This is a genomic window from Stenotrophomonas sp. ZAC14D1_NAIMI4_1 (assembly GCF_003086775.1).
Lineage (GTDB): Bacteria > Pseudomonadota > Gammaproteobacteria > Xanthomonadales > Xanthomonadaceae > Stenotrophomonas.
Window position 1 is genome coordinate 3,723,625 of record NZ_CP026001.1, and the last position, 23,697, is coordinate 3,747,321.

The 23,697-nt window shown below is 66.7% G+C and carries 28 protein-coding genes and 1 other RNA gene; 15 read left to right on the forward strand and 14 right to left on the reverse strand.

The window, feature by feature from the left end; translation table 11 throughout:
* Positions 1-64 precede the first annotated feature (64 nt).
* A complete protein-coding gene (pepQ, locus tag C1927_RS17055) occupies positions 65-1,396 on the forward strand; it encodes a Xaa-Pro dipeptidase (protein ID WP_108747296.1) in 1,332 nt (443 codons plus the stop codon).
* A gap of 884 nt (positions 1,397-2,280) precedes the next feature.
* On the opposite strand, the gene C1927_RS17060 is transcribed toward pepQ, so the two are convergent.
* Together C1927_RS17060 and C1927_RS17065 are read right to left on the reverse strand one after the other, a co-directional pair.
* Entirely contained in the window at positions 2,281-3,603 is a 1,323-nt protein-coding gene (locus tag C1927_RS17060) for an aminopeptidase P N-terminal domain-containing protein (protein WP_108747877.1), read from the reverse strand.
* 5 nt (positions 3,604-3,608) lie between these two features.
* Complete coding sequence (locus tag C1927_RS17065) at positions 3,609-4,157, reverse strand: UPF0149 family protein (protein ID WP_079223078.1); 549 nt, start codon at positions 4,155-4,157, stop codon at positions 3,609-3,611.
* A 151-nt stretch (positions 4,158-4,308) separates the two neighbouring features.
* Here C1927_RS17065 and C1927_RS17070 point away from each other — a divergent pair, with 151 nt between their 5' ends.
* The 8 genes from C1927_RS17070 (at position 4,309) to C1927_RS17105 (ending at position 8,363) form a co-directional block, all read left to right on the forward strand.
* Complete coding sequence (locus tag C1927_RS17070; RefSeq protein ID WP_079223080.1) at positions 4,309-4,530, forward strand: TIGR02449 family protein; 222 nt, start codon at positions 4,309-4,311, stop codon at positions 4,528-4,530.
* Positions 4,527-4,823 (forward strand): cell division protein ZapA, encoded by a 297-nt coding sequence (locus C1927_RS17075; protein WP_108747297.1) that lies wholly within the window; start codon positions 4,527-4,529, stop codon positions 4,821-4,823. Before C1927_RS17070 ends, C1927_RS17075 begins: the two co-directional genes overlap by 4 nt.
* 97 nt (positions 4,824-4,920) lie before the next feature.
* Positions 4,921-5,106, forward strand: a non-coding RNA gene (gene ssrS / locus C1927_RS17080) — 6S RNA.
* Positions 5,107-5,189: 83 nt separating this feature from the next.
* On the forward strand, positions 5,190-5,783 hold the full coding sequence (locus C1927_RS17085) for a 5-formyltetrahydrofolate cyclo-ligase (protein ID WP_079223083.1): 594 nt from the start codon (positions 5,190-5,192) through the stop codon (positions 5,781-5,783).
* A complete protein-coding gene (locus C1927_RS17090; protein ID WP_079223085.1) occupies positions 5,780-6,259 on the forward strand; it encodes an EVE domain-containing protein in 480 nt (159 codons plus the stop codon). The genes C1927_RS17085 and C1927_RS17090 overlap by 4 nt, the downstream gene beginning before the upstream one ends.
* Positions 6,260-6,281: 22 nt before the next feature.
* Positions 6,282-6,929, forward strand: a complete 648-nt coding sequence (gene rpiA, locus C1927_RS17095) for a ribose-5-phosphate isomerase RpiA (protein WP_108747298.1) — start codon at positions 6,282-6,284, stop codon at positions 6,927-6,929.
* A gap of 19 nt (positions 6,930-6,948) precedes the next feature.
* On the forward strand, positions 6,949-7,392 hold the full coding sequence (locus tag C1927_RS17100; protein ID WP_108747299.1) for a DUF192 domain-containing protein: 444 nt from the start codon (positions 6,949-6,951) through the stop codon (positions 7,390-7,392).
* A gap of 125 nt (positions 7,393-7,517) precedes the next feature.
* The gene (locus tag C1927_RS17105) at positions 7,518-8,363 is read left to right on the forward strand and encodes a SirB1 family protein (protein ID WP_079223091.1); all 846 of its coding nucleotides are present in this window, start codon (positions 7,518-7,520) and stop codon (positions 8,361-8,363) included.
* Positions 8,364-8,397: 34 nt separating this feature from the next.
* Here C1927_RS17105 and C1927_RS17110 read toward each other — a convergent pair whose 3' ends face one another.
* Positions 8,398-8,622, reverse strand: coding sequence for a rubredoxin (locus tag C1927_RS17110; RefSeq protein ID WP_108747300.1), 225 nt, complete (start codon positions 8,620-8,622; stop codon positions 8,398-8,400).
* A gap of 34 nt (positions 8,623-8,656) precedes the next feature.
* Here C1927_RS17110 and thiE point away from each other — a divergent pair, with 34 nt between their 5' ends.
* Positions 8,657-9,283, forward strand: a complete 627-nt coding sequence (gene thiE, locus C1927_RS17115) for a thiamine phosphate synthase (RefSeq protein ID WP_108747301.1) — start codon at positions 8,657-8,659, stop codon at positions 9,281-9,283.
* A gap of 16 nt (positions 9,284-9,299) precedes the next feature.
* Complete coding sequence (hemL, locus tag C1927_RS17120) at positions 9,300-10,589, forward strand: glutamate-1-semialdehyde 2,1-aminomutase (RefSeq protein WP_108747302.1); 1,290 nt, start codon at positions 9,300-9,302, stop codon at positions 10,587-10,589.
* Positions 10,590-10,734: 145 nt separating this feature from the next.
* On the opposite strand, the gene azu is transcribed toward hemL, so the two are convergent.
* A complete protein-coding gene (gene azu, locus C1927_RS17125) occupies positions 10,735-11,184 on the reverse strand; it encodes an azurin (RefSeq protein ID WP_079223097.1) in 450 nt (149 codons plus the stop codon).
* Between the two features lie 122 nt (positions 11,185-11,306).
* Between azu and C1927_RS17130 the strand changes: the two genes are divergently transcribed.
* The gene (locus C1927_RS17130) at positions 11,307-11,909 is read left to right on the forward strand and encodes an HAD-IA family hydrolase (RefSeq protein ID WP_108747303.1); all 603 of its coding nucleotides are present in this window, start codon (positions 11,307-11,309) and stop codon (positions 11,907-11,909) included.
* Positions 11,910-11,966: 57 nt separating this feature from the next.
* On the opposite strand, the gene C1927_RS17135 is transcribed toward C1927_RS17130, so the two are convergent.
* Positions 11,967-13,193 carry an acetylornithine transaminase gene (locus C1927_RS17135; RefSeq protein WP_079223099.1) on the reverse strand — a complete coding sequence of 409 codons (1,227 nt, stop codon included), beginning with the start codon at positions 13,191-13,193 and terminating at the stop codon, positions 11,967-11,969.
* Between the two features lie 63 nt (positions 13,194-13,256).
* On the opposite strand from C1927_RS17135, the gene C1927_RS17140 reads away from it, so the two are divergent.
* The gene (locus C1927_RS17140; RefSeq protein ID WP_108747304.1) at positions 13,257-14,129 is read left to right on the forward strand and encodes an ion transporter; all 873 of its coding nucleotides are present in this window, start codon (positions 13,257-13,259) and stop codon (positions 14,127-14,129) included.
* Positions 14,130-14,248: 119 nt separating this feature from the next.
* On the opposite strand, the gene C1927_RS17145 is transcribed toward C1927_RS17140, so the two are convergent.
* The 3 genes from C1927_RS17145 to C1927_RS17155 form a co-directional block, all read right to left on the reverse strand.
* Positions 14,249-15,199, reverse strand: coding sequence for a YiiG family protein (locus tag C1927_RS17145; protein WP_108747305.1), 951 nt, complete (start codon positions 15,197-15,199; stop codon positions 14,249-14,251).
* 33 nt (positions 15,200-15,232) lie between these two features.
* On the reverse strand, positions 15,233-16,228 hold the full coding sequence (locus C1927_RS17150; protein WP_108747306.1) for a YiiG family protein: 996 nt from the start codon (positions 16,226-16,228) through the stop codon (positions 15,233-15,235).
* A gap of 98 nt (positions 16,229-16,326) precedes the next feature.
* Positions 16,327-17,145, reverse strand: a complete 819-nt coding sequence (locus C1927_RS17155) for an NAD(P)-dependent oxidoreductase (protein ID WP_108747307.1) — start codon at positions 17,143-17,145, stop codon at positions 16,327-16,329.
* Between the two features lie 108 nt (positions 17,146-17,253).
* Here C1927_RS17155 and C1927_RS17160 point away from each other — a divergent pair, with 108 nt between their 5' ends.
* The gene (locus tag C1927_RS17160; protein WP_108747308.1) at positions 17,254-17,934 is read left to right on the forward strand and encodes a hypothetical protein; all 681 of its coding nucleotides are present in this window, start codon (positions 17,254-17,256) and stop codon (positions 17,932-17,934) included.
* 95 nt (positions 17,935-18,029) lie between these two features.
* On the opposite strand, the gene C1927_RS17165 is transcribed toward C1927_RS17160, so the two are convergent.
* From C1927_RS17165 to C1927_RS17185, 6 genes are all read right to left on the reverse strand, one after another.
* Positions 18,030-18,392, reverse strand: a complete 363-nt coding sequence (locus C1927_RS17165; protein WP_108747309.1) for a DUF4288 domain-containing protein — start codon at positions 18,390-18,392, stop codon at positions 18,030-18,032.
* 32 nt (positions 18,393-18,424) lie between these two features.
* A complete protein-coding gene (locus C1927_RS17170) occupies positions 18,425-18,928 on the reverse strand; it encodes a hypothetical protein (protein WP_108747310.1) in 504 nt (167 codons plus the stop codon).
* Between the two features lie 125 nt (positions 18,929-19,053).
* On the reverse strand, positions 19,054-19,524 hold the full coding sequence (locus C1927_RS21465) for a hypothetical protein (RefSeq protein ID WP_159095167.1): 471 nt from the start codon (positions 19,522-19,524) through the stop codon (positions 19,054-19,056).
* 302 nt (positions 19,525-19,826) lie between these two features.
* Positions 19,827-20,312: a hypothetical protein gene (locus tag C1927_RS21470; protein WP_152027114.1), complete on the reverse strand. Its 486-nt coding sequence runs from the start codon at positions 20,310-20,312 to the stop codon at positions 19,827-19,829.
* 123 nt (positions 20,313-20,435) lie between these two features.
* Positions 20,436-20,942, reverse strand: a complete 507-nt coding sequence (locus C1927_RS17180) for a DUF2867 domain-containing protein (protein WP_079223106.1) — start codon at positions 20,940-20,942, stop codon at positions 20,436-20,438.
* Complete coding sequence (locus C1927_RS17185) at positions 20,939-21,601, reverse strand: serine/threonine-protein kinase (protein WP_108747311.1); 663 nt, start codon at positions 21,599-21,601, stop codon at positions 20,939-20,941. Before C1927_RS17185 ends, C1927_RS17180 begins: the two co-directional genes overlap by 4 nt.
* An 85-nt stretch (positions 21,602-21,686) precedes the next feature.
* Here C1927_RS17185 and C1927_RS17190 point away from each other — a divergent pair, with 85 nt between their 5' ends.
* Positions 21,687-23,681 carry a bifunctional DedA family/phosphatase PAP2 family protein gene (locus C1927_RS17190; RefSeq protein WP_108747312.1) on the forward strand — a complete coding sequence of 665 codons (1,995 nt, stop codon included), beginning with the start codon at positions 21,687-21,689 and terminating at the stop codon, positions 23,679-23,681.
* Positions 23,682-23,697 lie beyond the last annotated feature (16 nt).

Consider the following 23,697-nt stretch of genomic DNA (forward strand, 5'->3'; position numbering starts at 1 on the left):
TGCACAGCGGTTTTCTGCGGTATGCGGCAGAATCTAGGGCCGTTTTCCGTGTCGAGCCACCGCAATGATCCAGCAAGACCCTGGCGCCCTGTATTCCGACCACCTGGCCGTGCTGTGCCGACGCGCCGAACAGGCGCTGGCACGCGGCGGCTTCGACCACCTGGTGGTGCCCAGCGGCACCCTGCACTACCAGGTGTTCGACGATCGTGACTACCCGTACGCGGTGAACCCGCAGTTCAAGGCGTGGCTGCCGCTCACCCGCGTGCCCAACAGCTGGGTGGTGTTCACCCCGGGCAAGCGTCCGGCGGTGATCTTCCACCAGCCGTTCGACTACTGGCACGTGGTGCCGGACGCGCCCAGCGGCTGGTGGGTGGAGCACTTCGACATCCACATCATCCGCAAGCCGGAAGACGCGCTGGCCCTGCTGCCGGCCGATCCGGCGCGCTGCGCGATCCTGGGCGAGCCGCAGAGCGCGCTGGGGACTTACGTGCCGAACAACCCGGCGCCGGTGGTGAACCATCTGGAATGGCACCGCGCCTGCAAGACGCCGTACGAAATCGCGCTGATGCGCCAGGCGCAGGTACTGGGCGTACGCGGCCATCGTGCTGCCGAAGCCGCGTTCCGCAATGGTGCCGATGAATTCAACATCCACATGGCCTACTGCCAGGCCGTGGGCCAGGATGCCAATGAACTGCCGTACGGCAACATCGTTGCGCTGAACGAACACGCTGCGGTGCTGCACTACACCGAGCTGGGCCGCACGGCGCCGCAGCCGCTGCGCAGCTTCCTGATCGATGCCGGCGCCAGCGCGCATGGCTACGCCAGCGACATCACCCGCACCTATGCGGCCAAGGGCCACGACGAGTTTGCCGCGATGATCGACGCGGTGGACGCGGCCCAGCAGCAGATGTGCGCGGCGGTGCGTGCCGGCTTCGACTACAAGCAGCTGCACGTGGACGCGCATCTTTCGCTGATGGGCGTGCTGAAGGATTTCGGCGTCATCAAGGTATCGCCGCAGACCGCGCTGGAGACCGGCGTCAGCGCCGCGTTCTTCCCGCACGGCATCGGCCACCTGATCGGCCTGCAGGTGCACGACGTGGCCGGTTTCGCGGCCAGTGAAGAAGGCGGCCGCATCGAGCGCCCGGCCGGCCACCCCTACCTGCGCCTGACCCGCGTGCTGGAACCGGGCATGGTGGTGACGATCGAGCCGGGCCTGTACTTCATCGACATGCTGCTGGACGAAGTGAAGGCCGCCGGCCATGGCGATGCGATCAACTGGGACCGCGTGGATTTCTTCCGCCCGTATGGCGGCATCCGCATCGAGGACGAGGTGCTGTGCACCGAGGGCGAAGCAGACAACCTGACGCGCCCGGAGTTTGCTGCAGCCAACGGCTGAGCCCCTCGTGGTTGGGTGCTGAATTCAAAATGCCGCGCTTGGCGGGGCGGGATGGGTTCGCGGGGGACGCCGTGAACCCATCCCTGGGGGCTTGGCCGCAGCATCCATGCCGCGGACACCCCCGCGAACCCACCCCGCCCCGCCTCTGACAGTTTCCGTGCGCGTCCAACCACGGAAACATAAAAAAAAGATCAAGAGCGGGTCGCTCGCTGCGCTCGCTCTGTGTCGACCAAGGTCGACACCTACCAGTAGATCCACGCCATGCGTGGATGATTCATTCGATACCTGACAGATGTGCCGACCAACGGTCGGCACCCACCAACAGCCACCGTTGCCAGTAGATCCACGCCATGCGTGGATGATTCACTCGATACCTGACAGATGTGCCGACCAACGGTCGGCACCCACCAACAGCCACCGTTGCCAGTAGATCCACGCCATGCGTGGATGATTCATTCGATATCTGACAGATGTGCCGACCAACGGTCGGCACCCACCAACAGCCACCGTTGCCAGTAGATCCACGCCATGCGTGGATGATTCACTCGATATCTGACAGATGTGCCGACCAACGGTCGGCACCCACCAACCGCCGCGCGTGCCAGTAGATCCACGCCATGCGTGGATGATTCATTCGATACCTGACAGATGTGCCGATCAACGGTCGGCACCCACCAACGGCGACCGGCCAACTGTCAGAGGCGGGGCGGTGTGGGTGGGCACCATGGATGGCGCCATCGAGCCCCCATGGATGGGTTTACGGCGTGTCCTGACCACCCACACCGCCCCGCCATCCCACGGATAGCCCGCTTTTGCTGTTGAGGTTGCCGGCCAGCGGCCGGCACTACCGCAGGTGCAGGGCTGCAAGCCCTGCAAACAAACCCTCAACCCGCCATCACCGCTTCAATCTCGTCGGCACTACGCGCCAATCCTTCGGTCAGCACGCGATGGCCGTCATCGGTAATCAGCACGTCGTCCTCGGTGCGGATGCCGATACCGCGCCAGCGCGGCTCCACCGTCGTGTCGTCGGCGCCGACGTACAGCCCCGGCTCGATGGTGAACGCCATGCCCGGCTCCAGCAGGCGCGAATCGCCGGCCAGGCGGTAGTCGCCCACGTCATGCACGTCCAGCCCGATCCAATGCCCGGTCTTGTGCCGGTAGAACCGCTGGTACAGGCCCTCGGACAGGTTTTTCTCCAGCGTGCCCTTCAGCAGGCCCAGCCGCAGCAGGCCCTCGGTCAGGGTCTGCACCGCCGCCAGGTGGCCGGTCTCGTAGGCCACGCCCGGCTTGGCCTGGGCCAGCGCCGCCGCCTGTGCTTCACCCACCAGATCGTGCAGCGCGCGCTGCTCGGCACTGAAACGACCGTTCACCGGGAACGTCCGGGTGATGTCGCTGGCGTAGCCGCGGTACTCGGCACCGGCATCGATCAGCACCAGCTCGCCATCGCGCGACCGAGCGTTGTTGTCGCGGTAATGCAGGATGCAGCCGTTGCGGCCAGCGCCCACGATGCTGCAGTAGGCCGGCACGGCGTCGTTGGCGCGGAACACGCGCTCCAGTTCGGCCTGCAGTTCGTACTCGTGGATGCCCGCCTTCGCCGCGCGCATTGCTGCCAGGTGCGCACGCACGCTGATCTGCGCCGCGTGGTGCATCAGCGCCACCTCCGCACCGGATTTGAACAGGCGCTGTTCGTGCAGCAGGTGGCCCAGTTCCAGGAACTCATGCGGCGGTTGCGCACCGTGGCGCACCTGCGAACGCACGCGGTTGACCCAGCCGATCAGCTTCAGGTCGAAGTCCGCATCGCGGCCGAAGTGGTAATAGACACGCGACCGCCCTTCCAGCAGGCCCGGCAGGATGTCGTCCAGGTCGTCGATCGGGTAGGCATCGTCCATGCCGTACTGCGCCACCGCGCCTTCCTGGCCGGCGCGACCGCCGTCCCAGGCCTCGCGTTCGGCATCGCGCTCGCGGCAGAACAGGATCACCTCGCCGTGGCGACGGCCGGGAATCAGCACCAGCACCGCTTCCGGCTCGGGGAAGCCGCTGAGGTACTGGAAATCCGAATCCTGGCGGTACGGGTAATGCGTATCCAGGCTGCGCACCTTCTCCGATGCGGCCGGCAGCACCAGGATCGCGTCATCGCCGGCCATGTCCATCAACTGGCGGCGGCGACGCTTGTACTCGCCGGCCGCGATGCCGGTGCGCTGCTTGATGTCCATCAGTTCAGGCGCTGGCGGTGGCGCGCGGCCAGCACCACGTCACCGTGCAGCAGCAGCACCGCCACGCGGATGAACTCCTCGATCTCGGACAGGGCTTCGTCGTCGTCCTCGCCACCGGCCTCGAAATCCTCGCTGGAGGCACGGGCCAGGCTGGCCATGTCGGTCAGCGCTTCCTCGCCCTCTTCGGACAGGGTCGGGCGGCGGCCGCCGCTACCCAGGCCGAAGCCACCGAGGAAGCTGCGGGTCCAGGCAAACATCGCGTCGGCCTGCGCGGCCACGTCGTCGTTGTCGGTCAGCAGCAGCTCGAAGGCGAAGTCGCGGTCTTCCAGCTGCTTGATGGTGGCCTCCAGCAGCTGCGCCAGCGCACTGCCGTCAGCCACCGGGGCCAGGTTGTCGTCGGCCAGCACGCGTGCCGGCCAGTCATTGCCGGGGGCGCCGCCGGCCGCCAGCCAGCCGCACAGGCCGCCATGCAGCTCGGCAGCGGTGGCGCCCAGGCCCAGTTCCTGGCTGGCGCGGGAAACGTCGTCGACGGAGGGAAGTTCGGTCATCGTGCGGCTCGTTCGTAAGGGAAACCCGGGGCGCGCACGCGCGCGCCCGTGAGCCCGCTAGTGTAGCAACCCAACCGGCTCCTCCTCGTGGCGGCCCGGCCCTGCTGCGGCAACGCTTGACCGCCCTTGCCCGGCTTGCCTATCGTGCGGCATGGAACCCGCCGATCCCCTTGCCCAGTTGCAGGCCTTCGCCGCCCGCGTGGAAGCGTTGCTCGAACGCAACCAGCGCCTGGCCGAGGAGAACCGCAGCCTGCGCCACCAGCAGGAACAGCTGGTGGCCGAGCGCTCGACGCTGCTGGCCAAGAACGAGCAGGCACGCTCGCGGGTGGAAGCGATGATCAGCCGGCTCAAATCCCTGGAGCAGCACACATGAGCGCCGAACCGGTCAGTGTCCGCATCCTCGATCGTGAATACACGGTGGGCGTGGGTGGCGATGAACGCGACAGCCTGATGGCCGCCGCGCGCCTGCTCGATGCGCGCATGCGCGAGATCCGCGGCAGCAACCGCATGGCCGCGGTCGACCGGGTGGCGGTGCTGGCCGCGCTCAACCTGGCCCACGAGCTGCAGCAGCTGCGGGATGAGAATGCCCGCCAGGCCGTGGCCCTGCAGCAGACCCTGGCCGATCTGAACCGGCGCCTGGACCGGGCGATCGACAGCAGCACGTGAGAAGGGTGTGCGTCGCGCCTTTTCATAACTGAATTGGCACGTACTGTTGCCGACGAACGGCCTATCCAGATCGCGCGTGCTGGCTATAATGGCCACGCGTTCTCTGCGGTACTCGACGGCATGTGCAAACATTCGCCTTGTCCCTTAAGAACGACACCGGGAGCGCGACAGCGCCGGGAGTGCAGGTCCGCCTTGTAGCGGGAAGCCCGATGGTTCTCCAGCGTTCCCACTTGAGCCCCCGGGTTCAAGGTCGTTTCGCATGCATCGACATTGCGGAGAATGCAATATTCCAGCAAGGGCGGCGTCTTCGGGCGTCGCCCTTGTTCTTTACGGCACAATGGCGGCTGTTTCCCGCCGCACGCTGCCATGACCGACCCGCGCCAGGCCCTGCGCCACGACCTGCGGCAACGCCGCCGCGATCTTTCCGCGCCCGCGCGCATCGCCGCCGCCGAATCGCTGGCCTATGCCCTGCTTGCCCTGCCCTTCGCCCCGCGCACCGGCCCGGTGGCCGGCTACTGGGCGCTGGATGGCGAGATCGCCCTGCACCGCTGGCAACTGCAGTTGCCCGAAGGCCTCACCTACTGCCTGCCGGTGCTGGCCGGCGAGGTGCTGCGCTTCGCGCCGTGGCGCCCCGGCCAACCGCTGACCAGCAACCGTTACGGCATCCCCGAACCCGACGTGGCGCTGGCAGACACCCTGGAACCGGCGCAGATGGCGCTGGTGGTGACCCCGCTGGTGGGCTTCGACCACCAGTGCCGGCGGCTGGGCATGGGGGGCGGCTGGTATGATCGCAGCTTCGCCTTCCGCCACGACCGGCCGGCGCCGCCCTGGCTGGTCGGTGCTGCGTTCGCGGTGCAGCAGGTCGAGTCCTTGCCGGTGGCGTCGTGGGACGTGCCGGTGGATGCGATCTGCACCGAAGACGGCACCCTGTTCCCCTCCGCTGCCCCCGTGAACGCATGACCGCCCGCAAGCGCTATTGGCTGATGAAGTCCGAACCGGACGCTTTTTCCATCGATGACCTGGCCAAGGTGAAGGTCGAGCCCTGGAACGGGGTGCGCAACTACCAGGCGCGCAACTTCATGCGCGATGGCATGCAGGTCGGCGACGGCATCCTGTTCTACCACTCCAATACCAAGGTGCCGGGCATCGTCGGCCTGGCCACGGTGGCCAGCGCGGCCTACCCGGACGACACCCAGTTCGACCCGGCATCCGATTACCACGACCCCAAGAGCACGCGCGAGAATCCGCGCTGGATGCTGGTGGACGTGGGTTTCGAGCGCAAGCTGAAGCAGGTGATTGCGCTGGACGAGATCAAGCTGCACGCCGACGAACTCGGCGAGGGCTTCCCGCTGGTTGCCAAGGGCAACCGCCTGTCGGTGTTCCCGGTAACGGCCGCGCAGTGGAAGCTGCTGCTGTCGCTCGAAAAAAAATCCTGATTCCCTGCCTGAGAGTCCTCCCATGTCCGAAGCCAAGCGCCTGGCCGCCGAGAAAGCCATCGAATACGTCCAGGACGGCATGATCGTCGGTGTCGGCACCGGTTCCACCGTTGCCTATTTCATCGATGCCCTGGCCCGCATCCAGCACCGCATCAAGGGCGCGGTGTCCAGTTCCGAGCAGAGCACCGCCCGCCTGAAGCAGCACGGCATCGAGGTGATCGAGCTGAACCATGCCGGCACCCTGTCGCTGTACGTGGACGGCGCCGATGAGTGCGACGCCAACAAGTGCCTGATCAAGGGCGGCGGTGCCGCGCTGACCCGCGAGAAGATCATCGCCGAGGCCAGCGAGCACTTCGTCTGCATCGTCGACCCGAGCAAGCAGGTGCCGGTGCTGGGCAGGTTCCCGCTGCCGGTGGAAGTGATCCCGATGGCACGCAGCCTGGTGGCCCGCCAGATCCGCGACATGACCGGCGGCCAGCCGACCTGGCGCGAGGGCGTGGTGACCGACAACGGCAACCAGATCCTGGACATCCACAACCTGGAGATCACCGACCCGGAAAAGCTGGAGCGCGAGCTCAACCAGCTGCCGGGCGTGGTCTGCGTCGGCCTGTTCGCCCGCCGTCGCGCCGATGTGGTGATCGTCGGCGGCGAACCGCCGGTCGTGCTCTGATTTACGAAAGGACGCTGACATGTCGCTGCGCTCGCTGCTGATCCTCCCCCTGCTGGCCCTGACCGGCTGTGCCACCGATGCCGCCCGCCACTGGGTGGAACTGGATGGCGCCCGCTACCAGGTCGAGCTGGCCACCAATGACGAAACCCGCGCCCGCGGGCTGATGTTCCGCGACCAGATGCAGGCCGACCACGGCATGCTGTTCATCCACGACCGCGAGGAGATGCAGGCGTACTGGATGAAGAACACCAAGATCGCGCTGGACATCCTGTACTTCGACAGCGAGCGCAAGCTGGTCAGCCAGCAGCGCGACGTGCCGCCGTGCTCGGCCGGCGACATGTGCCCGCCCTACCCCAGCGGCGGCCCGGCGCGGTACGTGCTGGAGCTCAACGCCGGGCAGGCCGAGAAGTTGAAGCTGAAGGACGGCACCCCGCTGACGTTCGGCCCGGGCATCGAAAAATAAGGCTGCCGGAATCCGGGGTCGGATCCCTTTCGCGCGCGAAAGGGCTCTGACCCCGTTTCTTCATGGCAGGTTCTTTTCACGCCACACCGCTTGAAACCGCCTGCAATTGCCTCCAGTCTGTGGCCATGCAGGACCGGATCACACTCCCCGACTGGGACGCACTGGCCGACGTCGATGACGAGGCGCTGCCACTGTTGCCGACCGCGTTGCTGATCGCGCGCGATGAATACCCCGACCTGCAGCCCGGCGTGTACGACGCGCTGGTGCAGAGCCATGTCGACCACCTGCGTGCGGAAGTGGACACCATCGAGCGCTGGCCGCTGAAGATGGCCGCGGTCAACCGCCACCTGTTCGACGAACTGGGCTACAGCGGCGACCACCAGGAGTACTACGACCCGCGCAACAGCTACCTCAACCAGGTGTTCGAGCGACGGCTGGGCAATCCCATTTCGCTGGCCCTGGTACAGATGGAAGTCGCCCGCCGGCTGGGCATTCCGCTGGATGGCGTGTCCTTCCCCGGCCACTTCCTGGTGCGCCTGCCGGTGGATGACGGCGTGCTGGTGATGGACCCGTTCAACGGCGGCCGCCCGCTGGACGTGGACGAGCTGCGCGAGCGGGCCAAGTCGCACCTCGGCGGGCAGGCCCCGGACGACCAGGTGCTGGCGCAGATCCTCGACCCGGCGCCGACACGCGCGATCCTCATCCGCATGCTGCGCAACCTGCACGGCGTGTATGCCGAAGCCAGCGAGTGGGACCGCGCCGCGCGCAGTGCCGACCGCCTGCTGAAGCTGGCCCCGGAACAGGACGACGCCCTGCGCGACCGTGGCCTGGCGTACCTGCAGCTGGATTACCTGGCCGGCGCCCGCCACGACCTTGGCCAGTACCTGCGCCGCAACCCCGAGGCCAGCGATGCGCAGTGGCTGCGCGAGAAGCTGATCGACCTGGGTGGGCCGATGCCGCGCTTGCATTGACCGGTAGCGCCGGGCCATGCCCGGCGGCCCTCGATCAATCGATCTCGACCATCTCGAAGTCGTCCTTGGTCACCCCGCAGTCCGGGCAGGTCCACGTCTCGGGAATGTCCTCCCAGCGCGTGCCCGGGGCGATGCCTTCTTCCGGCAGACCGTCCGCTTCGCGGTAGATGAAGCCGCAGACCACGCACATCCAAGTACGCAAGGTGGTGGGGGTGGCGTCGGTCATCGGATAATCAGGGCTGGATTCACGGGTTGCCATTGTCCCATCGCGGCCCACTCACCGGTAGCCATCAATGACTTCTGCTTCCCCGGCGCCCCGCGGCGTCTACCTGATCACCCCGGATGAACCCGATACCGCACGCCTGCTGGCGCGCACCGCGCCGCTGCTGGCCGCCGGTGCCACCTGGCTGCAGTACCGCAACAAGACCGCCAGCGACGCGCTGCGGCGGGAGCAGGCCACCGCCCTGCAGGCGCTGTGCGCCGCCCAGGGCGTGCCGCTCATCATCAACGACGACCCGGCGCTGGCCCTGGCCGTGGGCGCAGCCGGCGTGCACCTGGGCGGCACCGACGGCGATATCCCCAGCGCGCGTGCCCTGCTCGGCCCGGCCGCCATCATCGGCGCGTCCTGCTACGACCAGCTGGCCAATGCCGAAAAGGCCGTGGCTGCCGGTGCCAGCTACGTGGCCTTCGGCGCCTTCTTCCCCACCACCACCAAGGTCACCAGCAGCCGCGCCCATGCCGACCTGCTGCGGCAAAGCGCCGCACTGGGTGTGCCGCGGGTGGCGATCGGTGGCCTGACGCCGGACAATGTCGGTCCCATCATCGATGCCGGCGCCGACCTGGTGGCCGTGGTCAGCGGCATCTACGCCGCACAGGACCCGGTCGCGACCCAGCGCGCCTTCCTCGCCCAGTTCGCGTAACGCCCAGGAAAGCCCCATGAACCACGACCAGTCCCACGCCCTGTTCTCCCGCGCCCAGCAGCTGCTGCCGGGTGGCGTCAATTCGCCGGTGCGCGCGTTCAAGTCCGTCGGCGGCGAGCCGTTCTTCGTCGAGCGCGCCGATGGCGCCTACCTGCATGACGTCGACGGCAACCGCTACATCGACTACGTCGGTTCCTGGGGCCCGATGATCGTCGGCCACAACCACCCGGCCGTGCGCCAGGCGGTGAAGAAGGCCATCGACAACGGCCTGTCCTTCGGCGCGCCCTGTGCGGCCGAAGTGACCATGGCCGAGACCATCACCCGCCTGGTGCCGTCCTGCGAGATGGTGCGCATGGTCAACTCCGGCACCGAGGCCACGCTGTCGGCCATCCGCCTGGCCCGTGGCGCCACCGGCCGCAACCGCATCGTCAAGTTCGAAGGCTGCTACCACGGCCACGGCGACTCGTTCCTGGTCAAGGCCGGCAGCGGCATGCTGACCCTGGGCGTGCCGACCTCGCCGGGCGTACCGGCCGGCCTGAGCGAACTGACCCTGACCCTGCCCTACAACGACTTCGACGCCGCTACTGCGCTGTTCGAACAGCAGGGCGATGACATCGCCGGCCTCATCATCGAACCGGTGGTGGGCAACGCCAACTGCATCCCGCCGCGCGAGGGCTACCTGCAGCACCTGCGCGAACTGTGCACCCAGCATGGGGCGCTGCTGATCTTCGACGAAGTAATGACCGGTTTCCGCGTGGCCCTCGGCGGTGCGCAGGCGCATTACGGCGTTACCCCGGACCTGAGCACCTTCGGCAAGATCATCGGCGGCGGCATGCCGGTGGGCGCCTACGGTGGCCGCCGCGAGCTGATGCAGCAGATCGCCCCGGCCGGCCCGATCTACCAGGCCGGCACGCTGAGCGGCAATCCGGTGGCGATGGCTGCGGGCCTGGCGATGCTGGAACTGGTATCGCAGCCGGGCTTCCACGCTGACCTGGCCGAACGCACCGCGCGCCTGTGTGCAGGCCTGGAAGCGGCCGCCGCCGAAGCGGGCGTGGCCGTGACCACCACCTGCGTGGGCGCGATGTTCGGGCTGTTCTTCACCAATGAAAAGGTGGAGACCTATGCGCAGGCCACCGCCTGTGACATCCCGGCGTTCAACCGCTTCTTCCACGCGATGCTGGAACAGGGCGTGTTCCTGGCACCGTCGGCCTACGAGGCCGGCTTCATGTCCAGCGCGCACGACGACGCAGTGATCGATGCCACCCTGGCCGCTGCCCGCGTGGCGTTCAAGGCTGCCAAGGGCTGAGCCCACGCCCGGCAGATGCCAACCTTGGTTGGCATTGCCGTGGCACGGCATCCACGCATGGCGTGGATCTACCACGCATGGCCGTGGCACGGCATCCACGCATGGCGTGGATCTACCAGTAGAGCCACGCCATGCGTGGCTGCCATCAACCAAAGACGAAGCTGCCCTTCATCATCGCGAAGTGGCCGGGGAACGAGCAGAAGAAGGTGTAATCGCCGCCCTTCTGCAGGCCCTTGGTGGAGAAACGCACGCGCGTGGTTTCGCCGCCGCCGATCACCTTGGTGTGCGCCAGCACGCGCTTGTCGGCCTTGGGCAGGTAGCTGTCGGCCAGGGTCATGCGCATGCCGGCCATCGCCACCGGCTGGTAGTCGGCGGTGCGGGTCAGCACCCAGTTGTGGCCCATCGCCGTGGCCGCCAGCTTGCCGGTGTGGCGCAGGGTCAGGTCCACTTCGCTGCAGTCGGCGGCCACCTTGATCTGGCGCGTGCTGAAGCTCATCTGGTCGGTGCTGTCGATGCTCACCGCGCACACGCGCGCCATCGCCGACGGCGCCAGCATCACCGCGCCCAGTCCCACTGCCACCATCCAAGCCTTCATCGTTGCGTCTCCTTCTGGTTCACCGGCCATTCTAGGCAGGGCCACCCGCCATCGTCTGCGACCGTCTGTCGCACGCACGCGGCAGGGTGTTCGCGCATTGACGGCAATGGCATGCTCAGGCCATGCGGATCGACCTGTTGCTGCTGGATGTGGACGGCGTGCTGGTGCAGTACCAGCGCGCGCAGCGCGTGCTGCACCTGGCGCAGGCGCTGGATGTGCCGGCCGCGTCGGTACAGGCAGCACTGTATGAAAGCGGGCTGGAAACGGCGCATGACAGTGGCGCGCTCGATGCCACCGCCTATCTTGCACGCCTGGGCCAACAACTGGGGCGCACGGTGGATGCACGCACGTGGATTGCCGCGCGCCAGGCCGCCAGCCACCCGCAGGATGCGGTGCTGCAACGCCTGGAACACCTGCAGGTGCCGCTGGCGGTGCTTACAAACAACGGCGCGTTGATGGTGCAGGCACTGCCCAGCCTGTTGCCGGCCTTGTTCCCCGCACTGAACGGCCGGGTGTTCTGCAGTGCCGACTTCGGCCTGCGCAAACCGCAGCCTGCGGTGTTCCTGCGCGTGCTCGAGGTGCTGCAGGTGGCGCCTGCACGCACCCTGTTCGTCGATGATCTGTTCGCCAACGTGCGCGGCGCACGCGCTGCCGGCCTGCACGCGGAAACGGTGCACGACGGGCGCGGGCTGGGCAAGGTACTGAAGCGCTACGCGGTGCGGTGATCATGATCGGGGTCAGAGCCCTCTCCTCTGGAGAGGGATCCGACCCCGGCGCCGGGATCAGCGCGCGGCGACGAACGCGGCGATTGCGGCGTGCAGGCGCTTGAGGCCTTCGGCCACTTCTTCGTCGGTGATGTTCAGCGACGGCACGAAGCGCAGCACGTCCGGGCCAGCCTGCAGGGTCAGCAGGCCCTGGTCGGCGGCATGGTCGAGGATGGCACCGGCCTGGCCGGCGAAGGCCGGGCTCAGCACCGCACCCAGCATCAGGCCGCGGCCCCGCACGCCACTGAACACGCCGAACTCTTCACTGATGCGGGCAAAGCCATCGCGCAGCGCCTTCGACTGGCGGCTGACGTTGGCGGCGATCTCCGGCGAGGCCAGCTTGCGCAGGGCCACGCGGGCCACGGCAGCGGCCAGCGGGTTGCCACCGAAGGTGGTGCCGTGGGCGCCGAACTGCATGGTTTCGGCCACCTTCGGGCCGGCCAGCATCGCGCCGATCGGGAAGCCACCGCCCAGTGCCTTGGCCAGGGTGACCATGTCCGGCACCACGTCGTCCTGCCAGTGCGCGAACAGGGTACCGGTGCGGCCCATGCCGGCCTGGATCTCGTCCAGCACCAGCAGGGCATCGTGCTGGTCGCACAGCTCGCGCACGCGCTTGAGGAAGCCGGACTTGGCCGGCATCACGCCGCCCTCGCCCTGCACCGGCTCGAGCATGACGGCGGCCACGTCGCCGGCGGCCATCGCGGTTTCCAGCTGCACTTCATCGTTGAAGTCGATGTAGCGGAAACCACCGGGCAGCGGCTCGTAGCCTTCCTGGTACTTCGGCTGGGCGGTGGCGGTCACCGCGCCCATGGTGCGGCCGTGGAAGCTGCCGCGGAAGGTGATGATGACGCGCTTGTCGGCCGGGCGACCCTTGCTGGAGGCCCACTTGCGGACCATCTTGATCGCCACTTCGTTGGCTTCGGCGCCGGAATTGCACAGGAACACGCGCTCGGCGAAGCGGCTGGCCTGCACCAGTTCCTCGGCCAGGTGCAGCGGCGGCGCGCTGTAGAACACATTGCTGGTGTGCCACAGCTTGCCGGCCTGCTCGACCAGCGCGGCCACCAGGTCCGGGTCGTTATGGCCCAGGCCACACACGGCAATGCCGGCGGCCAGGTCGATGAACTCGCGGCCCTGGCTGTCCCACACGCGGGCGCCCTGGCCTCGCTCCAGCACCACCTGGCGGGGCTTGTACACCGGCAGGTAGTAGTGCGACAGGGAGATCAACGGATCGGTAGCGGCGGTCATGGCAGTGGAGTGGGTTCAGGAACCCCCATTCTCGCCCCCCAGCCCCTGCGGCACAATGTGCGGATGCGCCCGTTTTCCGCCCCCCAGCTGAACCCCGCCACCGCTTCCGGCTGGCGCCGGACCTGGTTCGACATCATCTACCGCCACGACACCCGGCCGTCCCGCAATTTCGACCTGATCCTGGTGGTGGCCATCATCGCCAGCATCCTGGTGGTGATGATCGACAGCGTGCAGCACCTGCACGTGGCGTGGTCGGACTGGCTGTACGTCATCGAATGGGGCTTCACCGCCCTGTTCACGATCGAGTACCTGCTGCGGCTGGCGGTGGTGAAGCGGCCGCTGCGCTACGCGGTCAGCATCTGGGGCATCATCGACCTGCTGTCGATCCTGCCGGCCTACCTGTCGCTGTTCATCCCCGGCGCGCAGAGCCTGCTGGTGGTGCGCGCACTGCGCATGCTGCGGGTGTTCCGCATCCTCAAGCTGACCCGCTACATCGAGGAAAGCGGCGTCCTGCTGCAGTCGCTGTGGCGCAGCCGGCGCAAGATCCTGCTGTTCCTGTTCACGGTCATCACCATCACGATCATCGCCGGCACCCTGATGTACATCATCGAGGGCCCGGCGCATGGGTTCAGCAACATCCCGGCCAGCATGTACTGGGCGGTGGTGACCATGGCCACGGTCGGCTTCGGCGACATCGTGCCGCAGACCGTGCTGGGCCGCTTCGTCACCTCGGTGCTGATCCTGATCGGCTACAGCATCATCGCCGTGCCCACCGGCATCTACACCGCCGAGCTGGCCAGTACCATGCGCGAGGCCGACATGGCGGCGCGCCGGGATGCGCGTGGCTGCCCGCAGTGCGGGCTGGAAGGCCACGAACCCGACGCGCGCCATTGCCGCAGGTGCGGCAGTGCCCTGCCGGACACCTTCAACAAGTAGATCCACGCCATCCTGAGCCAGTAGATCCACGCCATGCGTGGATAAGACCCGGCACAGTGCGGACCAACGGTCCGCACCCACCAGAGCCAGTAGATCCACGCCATGCGTGGATGCACCCGTCAGCGCATGCGGTTGCTGGTGGTCACCAGGTCGTTGTACCCATCCAGGATGTCCGACTGCGCGCCTTCCGGGGCGGAGGTGAGCCAGCTGCCGGAGGCCTTGCGCTCGGCGGCCAGGCCTTCGGCGCTGATCGGCTTGCCCTGCTCGATGCGTTCGATGCCACGGCCGGCCTTGCGGATCAGCATCTCGGCCGAGCGCTGCACATGGCCCCACATCGGGTCGTCCTTGCCGATGCCGGCGGCCTGCATTTCCTTCACCAGCGCCTCGTAATCCGCCAGGCGCGTACGCAGCTCGGTGACGTCCGGCTTCTCATCCTGGAAGGCCACCGCAAGCTGCTTGCCCTCGCCCACCAGGCGCAGGTGGTAATAGGCCATCGAGCGGCCTTCGCTCTTTTCGATCTCCTTCAGCTGCGCGGCACGGCGGTCTTCCTCGTTCTTTTCCAGCGCCACGTCCAGTGCCTCGCTGGCCTTGAAGAACGCCGCATAGGCCTGCATCAGCGGCGCATGCTGGCTGCGCATGCCTTCGCCACCATCGCGACGGAATTCCTCGCGGGTGAAGTAGCCATCGGCCTGCTCGATCTTCGCGTACAAGGCCTGGAATGCCTGCTGGTAGTCGCGCACCGACGCATCCATCGGCGTCGCCGGTGCCATCGCCAGGGCGTCGGTCAGCGGCTGGCCGCAGTACTCCACCCGGTGCGAAAGCACCTTGCCCGGCGAGCGCGGCTGCGCTTCCTTGCCGGTCGGGCCGGCCTCGACATCCTTGATCCAGCCGGTGTAGGTCTCGAAGCCCTCGTGGATGGGCTGCTCCACACCGTTGTAGCACTCGATGTAGGCATTGACCTTGGCCAGGCTGGGATCAGCCAGCGACAGGCCGGTGGAGTTGTTGCAGCCAGCCAGGCCGGCCACGGCGCCGAGCAGCAGCACCGGCAGTACACGTACAGAAGCGTTCACATCAGTTCCTTGCAGAAAAAAAAGAGCACCGCCTTATTGGCGGTTGCTCTGGAATACCAGTGAGTTGTATTCCTGCATCAGCTTACCCGGCGAGCCGTGCGGTGCCATGGTGGTGTCCAGCATGCGCCGCTCGATATCGCTGTAAGGGGTCTTATCAGCGACGCGCTTGAGACGCTCCTTGCTCTCGCGGCGGAAATTCTCGGCGGTGCGCTCGAAGCTGTTCCAGTCCAGCTTGCCCGGCTCCTGCTCGGCCACTTTGGCGTGGGCCTCGTCGGAGATCGCGTTGAACGCATCCAGGCGCCGGCGCGCCTCGGTCACGTCGAAGTTGTCTTCGGCCATCAGGTCCATCAGCGCCTTGGCATCACGCATGATGGCCAACCGATAGAAGTTGCGGGTACGGCCTTCCTGCGCTTCCACCTTGGCCAGCTGGGAGTCCTGCAGGCGGTCGTTCGCGACATCCAGCGCATCGCTGAACACACCGCTGGCCTCTACGAAGGTGCCGAATGCAGACATCAACGGCGCGTGCAGCGCCTTGCCGCGCGCGAAGCCATCGTCTTCGTAGTCGTCGCGCTGGTAGTAGTCGGCCGCTTCGTGGGTGATCGGCTGCAGTGCATGCAGTGCATCCAGATAGCCCTGCGCTGCCTTGTCCAGCTCGGGCAGCGACGGCTGCGCGGCGATGGCTTCGGGCAGTGCCTTGTCGCAGAGCTTGAGGTCACCTGCGGTCAGGTCCGGCGGACCGATCGGGCGTTCCTCGCGACCGGTCGGGCCGGCCTCGGGGTCCTTCATCCAGACCGTGTACGGGCCGATGCCCGCGTGGATCTTGCGGTCCACATCGTTGTAGCACTCGATGTAGCCGTTGAGCTTGCCCATCAGGGCCTGGTCGCTGTCGGCCCCGGTGTCGGCGGCCGCCGTGTCGCCCTTGCCGGCGTTGGCGGCGGCATCGGCCGGGGCTGCAGGCTTGCCACCACAGGCAGCCAGGGCGAGGGAGAGCGAAGCAGCCAGGGTGGCCGCGCGGAAAATCGGTCGCATAGGGGTACGTCCTTGTTGAAAACGGTTCCAGCCCCACATTCTACCCAACCTTGGCCGTGGCCATCCTTGACCACTGCCTCAGAAGCACTCGCCGCCGATCAATCCAGGAACAGGTCCGGCAGCAGCGGCCGCGAGGCGTCCACCGCGTAAGCGGACAGATCGGTCACGCCGGCTTCGGCCAGCACTTCGTCGTCAATGAGGAAGCGGCCGTGGAAACCGGCGGCTTCGCGCACCAGCACCGCGTGTGCAGCGTCGGCCATGATCTGCGGCGTGCGGCAGCCGGCCGCATCCACGCCGGGGATCATGTTGATCGCATCGGTGGCGATGACGGTGCGCGGCCACAGCGCATTGACCGCCACGCCCTGCGGGCCGAATTCAGCGGCCAGGCCGAGGGTAACGAAGCTCATGCCCATCTTGGCCAGCGTGTAGCCGGTATGCGGGCCCCACCACTTTGGTTCCAGGCTGGGCGGCGGGGCCAGGGTGAGGATGTGCGGGTTGGGCGCCTGCAGCAGGTACGGCAGGCAGGCCTGCGCGCACAGGAAACTGCCGCGCGAATTGACCTGCTGCATCAGGTCGAACCGCTTCATTGGCGTGTCCAGCGCGCCGCGCAGCCAGATCGCGCTGGCGTTGTTGATGAGGATGTCGATGCCACCGAAGGTATCCACCGTGGCAGCCACGGCAGCCTTCACCTGGTCCTCTTCGCGGATGTCGCACTTCAGCGCGAGGCCCTGGCCACCGGCTGCGGTCACCGCTTCGGCGGCGCTGTGGATGGTGCCGGGCAGCTTCGGGTTGGGCACCGACGACTTCGCGGCGATGGCCACGTTGGCGCCATCGCGTGCCGCACGCAGTGCGATGGCCAGGCCGATGCCACGCGAGGCACCGGTGATGAAAAGGGTTTTGCCCTGCAGACTGCCCACGTTCCACACTCCAGCGTATGCGATGAGCCGCTAGTATGCCGCGCCGACGCGGAGTTCACCGCGCGTTGACGATACTGGCGCCCCGGTCACACGCACGAGGTATACGCCATGCGCCGTTCCCGCCTGCTGCTGCCTGCCCTGGGCCTGGCCCTGCTCACCGCCTGCCAGGGCCGTTCGCCTGAACCCGGCACCGAACCCGCCACGGGCGATGCGCCTGCCGCCAACAAGGCGGCCGATGGTTCACTGCGCTGGAGCGAGTCGGTGGTCTGGGATGGCGACCTCAATGCGTGCCGCCAGGGCGAGAACAACGCCACGCGCGCGTGCCTGGCTGAAACGATGAAGTCCGCCGGTGCGAGCGCCGATGCCGTCGCCGCTGCCGAGCAGCTGTCCACCGGCGGCGAGCTGGCCTACGTGACGGCCTGGCATGAACACGATGGCCTGGGCGTGGCTACGGTGGAATACCCGTTCCGCGCCAACACCAACGAAGGCACGCGACTGGTGGATGCCGCTGGCAAGCGCATCGATGTCGACGCGGTGCAGCTGGACGACACCCTGCGCGCCGACCCGGGCGTGCAGGCGGTGCTGGCCGCGCATCCGCAGGCCACGCCGTTCGCACCCGCACAGGCGGCCGGTACTGCACCGCTCGATGGCGGCGGCATCCGCCTGCTGTACCGCACGCCGCTGCGCGACTGCCATGCCTGCCCGGATGTCGGCCAGCTGCAGATCGGCTATGACTTCGATGGAAAGCGCAACTTCATCGGCCAGCAGGTGGTGCCGGCGGCGCCGTGATACCGGAACGTTGCGTGCCCGCCGGGCATGGCCCGGCGCTACCGAACCGGAGCGTGCCCTTGAGGTAGCGCCGGGCCATGCCCGGCGGCCTTGGTCTATTCCTGGTACAGAACGTCGAGGGCATCACCGCCGGCAAGACGCTGCACCTGGTCCAGCGTGTCCACGGCCATGACCGAGTACGTTACTTCCACACCGGAGTGCAGGCGTCCCTCAGCAGTGTGCTCGTCAGTCTCCACTGATATCAGCTTGCGGATTCCGGCGAACCGGTAGAGGGATGGCTTGCCGTCGTCCCCCATCAGGCGGCCGCTCAGATCCTCGTACTCGGAGGCCAGAGCCGTTGCATCCGCCAGCGCCTGCTCGTCGCTGTCCGCGCGGATCAGGTAGACGTTCTCATGCACCAGGAACGACTCCTGCCCTTCGCATTCGTAGTAAAAAATGGCATGTGCGCAGTACCACATACATCACCCCGATCAATTGCCTGGTGCTGAAATCAACGCGTGCGGACCGCAAATGCTTCGACGCGAAGGCGGCTTTCGATGACAGACCTCACATACGATGCCCGCTTGGTGCTGGAAGCCGCACAACCGGCGAGCACGGTCATCGCCTCTGCCCGCATCTCCTGCCCTCCGGTGAACGCGAACACGGAGAACGCGGGCTCGATATAGCCGGGATCATGCTGCGCGAATTCCCTTTGATCTTCGATGCTGAACAGGGTCGCGTAGTCAGCCCACTCGATGTAGCGCTTCCAGAAGGCAGGCGGACTCCACGGCCCGCAGGTTTCTTCAACCGACTGCAGAAGTTCGCGGAGCTGCCCAGCGCAGGCATCGAAAAGATCGCCGCGCAGATCCGTGGCTGCGACACTCCCTGGATCAAGGGTCTGCCAACAGAAAACCATGAAGTCCGCAACAAAGCCCTCTTCACAGCCTTCGAAGAAACTGCTCATGTACCAGGCAAGCGTTTTCGCAACATCAGCCGATTCATCAAAATCAATCATCGCCCCCACCTTTCCGGCGGCATCAATGCCTGCGCTGACCGGCAAACGCGACTCACCCGAACATCAACCATCGGGCAAGCTACCGAGCATGGAGGCTTGCCCACTCCCTGCATGCGCAACGCCACTCAATCCGCCTCTTCAACTTTCGATACTCTCGAAATGATCGGTCGTTCAATGGACCCTACGCAAGCGCCATTCACCGCCCCATCAACGTAAACCCCCTGCACCATTGCAAAGTATATTCCCGGCTCGAGCACGTCTGAAGAATCCTCGTATCTCACACCATCAAGGTCCACCGCCGCACATGCGATGAAATCAATGCGACGGAGAGCATCGGCTGACGGCCCAAGGACATCCCCACCTTCCTCTCCATGAAGAAGATAACCAAACACTGCAACGTTCCTGTTTCTGTAATCGACCGAGTTGGCGAGGAGCGCATGGATCGGAATCTGGCAGTACTGAACTCCCTCGTACGCACCTGTCAGATCCTGACACCGCCCTCCACCTTCAGCGGCAACCTGCGCAGTCGACTCAACGGCCCCCAACAGAAGGACCATTGGGAGCAGCCTATGGATCTTTTTCAAACCAACCAGCATGGATCACCTCATCCGGCTTTGGATTTTTTACAGCGCGTCCACGGCCATGACCGGGTAGGTGACCTCAACGCCCGAGGGCAGCCCGCCGTCTGCAACGTCATGATCTGCTGCGACGGATATCAGCTTGCGGATTCCGGCGATGGGCGCAGCGGTCAGGATACGGGACAGCGACGTTGCCGTGCATGCTGCCCTTGCAGGCAATCAACACTCCGCACAGCAGAACAGCCATGAACCAGACGCCCCCCTCACGCGATCTTCCTTGATGAGTCATCCAGCCATCGATGCACAGGCACCCCCTTCATCTATACAGCGTGCCTTCCCGAGTACACAAGATGATCAGTCGGTTTCTTGCTAGCCGAAATCAAAAAGGCATCAAGATAGTCCGGCACATACCAATCATCCCAAGGCGCAAGACCGTAGAAGGCATTTACAAACTCTTCCACGATACCCGAGCCTCGAACTTTGGCGCCGATGAATCCGCTCCTGCGCAGCGTCTCATAGGGGGCCGCTTCGACCACGCCACCAGTGTCACGAACATCGATCACCTTCCAACGACCTGAATCCAGCAGGTCGCGGGTTACAAAAAGTGCCGAAAACAAGCCATCCAATCCCAGCGAAGGAATATTTCCATCGGCCCAGGCACCTTTGAAATCAAACAGCGCAATCACCGCACTATTCAGAACGTGCGCCTCACGCCCGATCACCTGGCCAACACACGAATCGCCATCCTCAAGCGGAAGCAGAAAGACGCTTCCGATGTCCCACTTCTGCTTTGCACGGACTGACACCCCCTACCCCTCCTGGACCGCGCGGCCCTGCCAGACAATGATTTGATTCACGCCGTCCCCTTGCGTCCGCATGCGCGCCCGCACCACGCGGGCCGGCTCGACGCTTCGCAACACATCCCGTCTTCAGTCGTAGGCCTGCACCTGCCTGCGCAGCAGATGCGGCACGATCCATCGATGCACCGGCGCCACCGGCAGCATGTAGACCCGCCCGAACGCATTGTGGGTATGCACCACCGTGGCCACTTCCAGCACATCGCCCTGCCACTGCAGCGCCAGCTGCACACGCAGATGGCGGTCGTTGTCTTCCAGCACGATGGCGTCCTCATCCAGCGACTGCAGGGTGAAGATGCCCAGCCGCTGGCCCGGCTGCGGCGCTTCGGTCTCCTGCACGGCGCGCAACGAACCCAGGTCCTTCATGCCGAGCAGGCGCATGCCGCGGTTGCGCAGCGCCATCAGGCCATCGAACCAGCCGGGAATGGTCGCGGCCATATCGCGGTAGGCCTGCAGCGCGCTGCGGCCATCGCGCCGGGTGCGAGCCTGGCAGGCGTGCACGAAGCCGGCACCAGGCAGCTGCGCGCGCAGCACGCTGGCCGCACTCGGCGGCGCGGTCACCACCTGCGATGGACTCACGGCTTCGGCCCCTGCCCTTCGTTGTCTTCCCAATGCAGGATGCGGCGGGTGACAAAGCGGTAGACCGGCTTGCCGGTGGCGAACCACAGCTCGCGTACCCACGAGGTGCGCTTGAGCACGCGCTTCTCCACCGGGGTGAGCGACTCGCGGCAGTACATGCGCTTGTGCTTGAGCAGGTGGCGCAGGTCTTCGCGGGCGAGCAGGCGCATCCAGCGCGAGCGCGGGTTGCCGATCACCGCCAGCTGGAAATCGATCAGCGCCGGGCGGCCGTCCTCGGTCACCAGCCAGTTGGCCTCCTTGGCCAGGTCGTTGTGGGCCACGCCCCGCCGGTGCAGTTGCTGCAGCAGCCGGCGCGCAGCACGGAACCAGGCGAGGTCACCCCGCGGCGGGCGCTGGTACATGGCATCGCCGGCCATGAAGCTGCGATCGAGGTGGCGGCCATCCCAGTCCAGCAGCTGCGGCACGTCGGCCATGCCGTGGATATGCCGCAGCGCGCGTGCTTCGCGGCGGGCCAGCCACCACGCTGGCACGCGCAACCACAGCGGCGTTGCGCCCAGGTCACGACGCACGAAGGGGCCCTGCGGCCCCTGCACGAGCAGGATGCGGCCGAAGCTGTCGGCCTTCAGGGCATGCGTTGGAGCGTCGGTCGAGTGCGGCATGCGCCCATTCTAGGCGATGGCGCTGGTTGCAAACGGTCACCAAGCCGCTGGGAACCAGTCACCTTCACGCCTCTATAATCGGGCAATGGACTCTTCATGGATCGACGCCACCCTCGCGTGGATTGCCGCCCATCCCGTACTCGCGGGCGCGGTTATTTTTCTGATCGCCTTCTGCGATGCGGTCATCATTCTCGGTGCCATCGTGCCGGCGCTGCCCCTGCTGTTCGCAGTGGGCGTGTTCATCGGCCTGGGGCAGATCTCCGGGCCGTATGCCGTGGCCGCGGCGGCGCTGGGTGCGTTTGCCGGTGATGGCATCAGCTATTGGATCGGCCGCCGCTGGGGCGACCGCCTGCGTGGGGTCTGGCCGTTCAGCCGCTACCCGCAGCTGCTGGACCGTGGCGAGAACCTGTTCCGCCGCAATGCCTTCAAGAGCATCCTGATCGCGCGCTATGTCGGCGCCATCCGGCCGTTCGTGCCGGCCATCGCCGGCATGCTGAAGATGCCGGCCAGCCGCTACGTGCAGGCCAGCGGCATCGCCAGCCTGTCCTGGGCGGTGCTGTTCCTGGCCCCGGGCTGGATCCTGGGCGAGGCGTATGACGCGGTTGCCGCTGTTGCTGGACGCCTGGTGGTGGTGGTCGGCCTGCTGATGGTCATCCTGGGCCTGGTCTGGGCCATCGTGCTGTACGGCTACCGCTGGTCGGCTGCGCGCATGGACCACTGGCTGGCGCGCCTGCTGGACTGGTCCAACCGCCACCCCACGCTGGGCCGCTACACGGTGGGCGTGCTCGACCCCAAGCGTCGTGAATCGGTACCGCTGGCGATGCTGGCGCTGATGCTGCTGTTGCTGGGCTGGGGCTGGTTCGCGCTGCTGACCGTGGTGGTCGCCCATGGCGAACCGCTGGCCATCGACCTGCTGGTGCACCAGGCCATGCTGGCCCTGCGCAACCCGCTGGCCGACTACCCGATGGCGGCACTGGCCTCGCTGGGCGCGTGGCAGGTGCTGATGCCGGCCACCGCCGCGGCCATGGGCTACCTGGTGTGGCGCCGACGCTGGATGGCCGCCGCGCACTGGCTGGCCGCACTGGCCTTCGGCCTGGCCCTGACCAAGCTCCTGGGCACCACCGTTGACGTGGTGCGCCCGGTCGATGCCAGCAGCGGCTTCGGCTTCCCCTCGGTGTCGGTGACCATGGCCACCATCACCTTCGGCTTCTTCGCGGTGCTGATCGCCCGCGAGATGCCCGGCCGTACCCGCGTCTGGCCGTACCTCGTCTCGGGCATCGTGGTCAGCCTGATCGGCTTCTCACGCCTGTACCTGGGCGCGCACTGGCTGAGCGACGTCATCGGCGGGATGCTGTTCGGCACGTTCTGGCTGCTGGTGCTGGGCATCGCCTACCGCCGCCGCTTCAACCGCTCGTTCTGGGTGAAGCCGGTGGCGTGGCTGTTCTACGGCGTCTTCGCGGTCGCGGCCATGTGGTACGCGCCGCGCAACATCCCGGTGAAGCTGGAACGCTTCGAACCGACCCTGCCGGCACCCACTGCGATCGACATGCAGGCCTGGTGGCAGCATGACTGGGCCAAGCTGCCGGCGCGCCGCAACGAGTTCGACGATGACCAGCGCTGGCCGCTGGACGTGCAGGTGGCCGGCCCGCTGGCGCCGTTGCAGGCACAGCTGCAGGCGCGCGGCTGGACCGTGCAGGCGCAGGCCGGCTGGGAAGAAGCGCTGCTGATGCTGGACAAGAACACCGGCGCCGACGAACTGCCGGTGCTGCCGGCCACGTTGGAAACGCGCGTGGAGGCCCTGCTGATGGTGCGCCAGGGCGCAAAGCCGGACGAGCGTTACGTGCTGCGCCTGTGGCAGGCACCGGGCCAGCTGCAGCCGGGCGACGTGCCGCTGTGGCTGGGCAGTGCACAGACCCTGCGCTACGAGCGTCACTTCGAGTGGATAGGGATGTGGCATCCGGTGCGTGGCATCGACCCCGCGTTCAATGCGGTGAAGGACGCCGTGCAGGGCATGCCGCAGCACGAGGACGTGCATGCCGAGACCGGGTTGCCGGTGCTGCGGTTGAAGACTCAGCCGTGATGGACCCGCCGGGCCA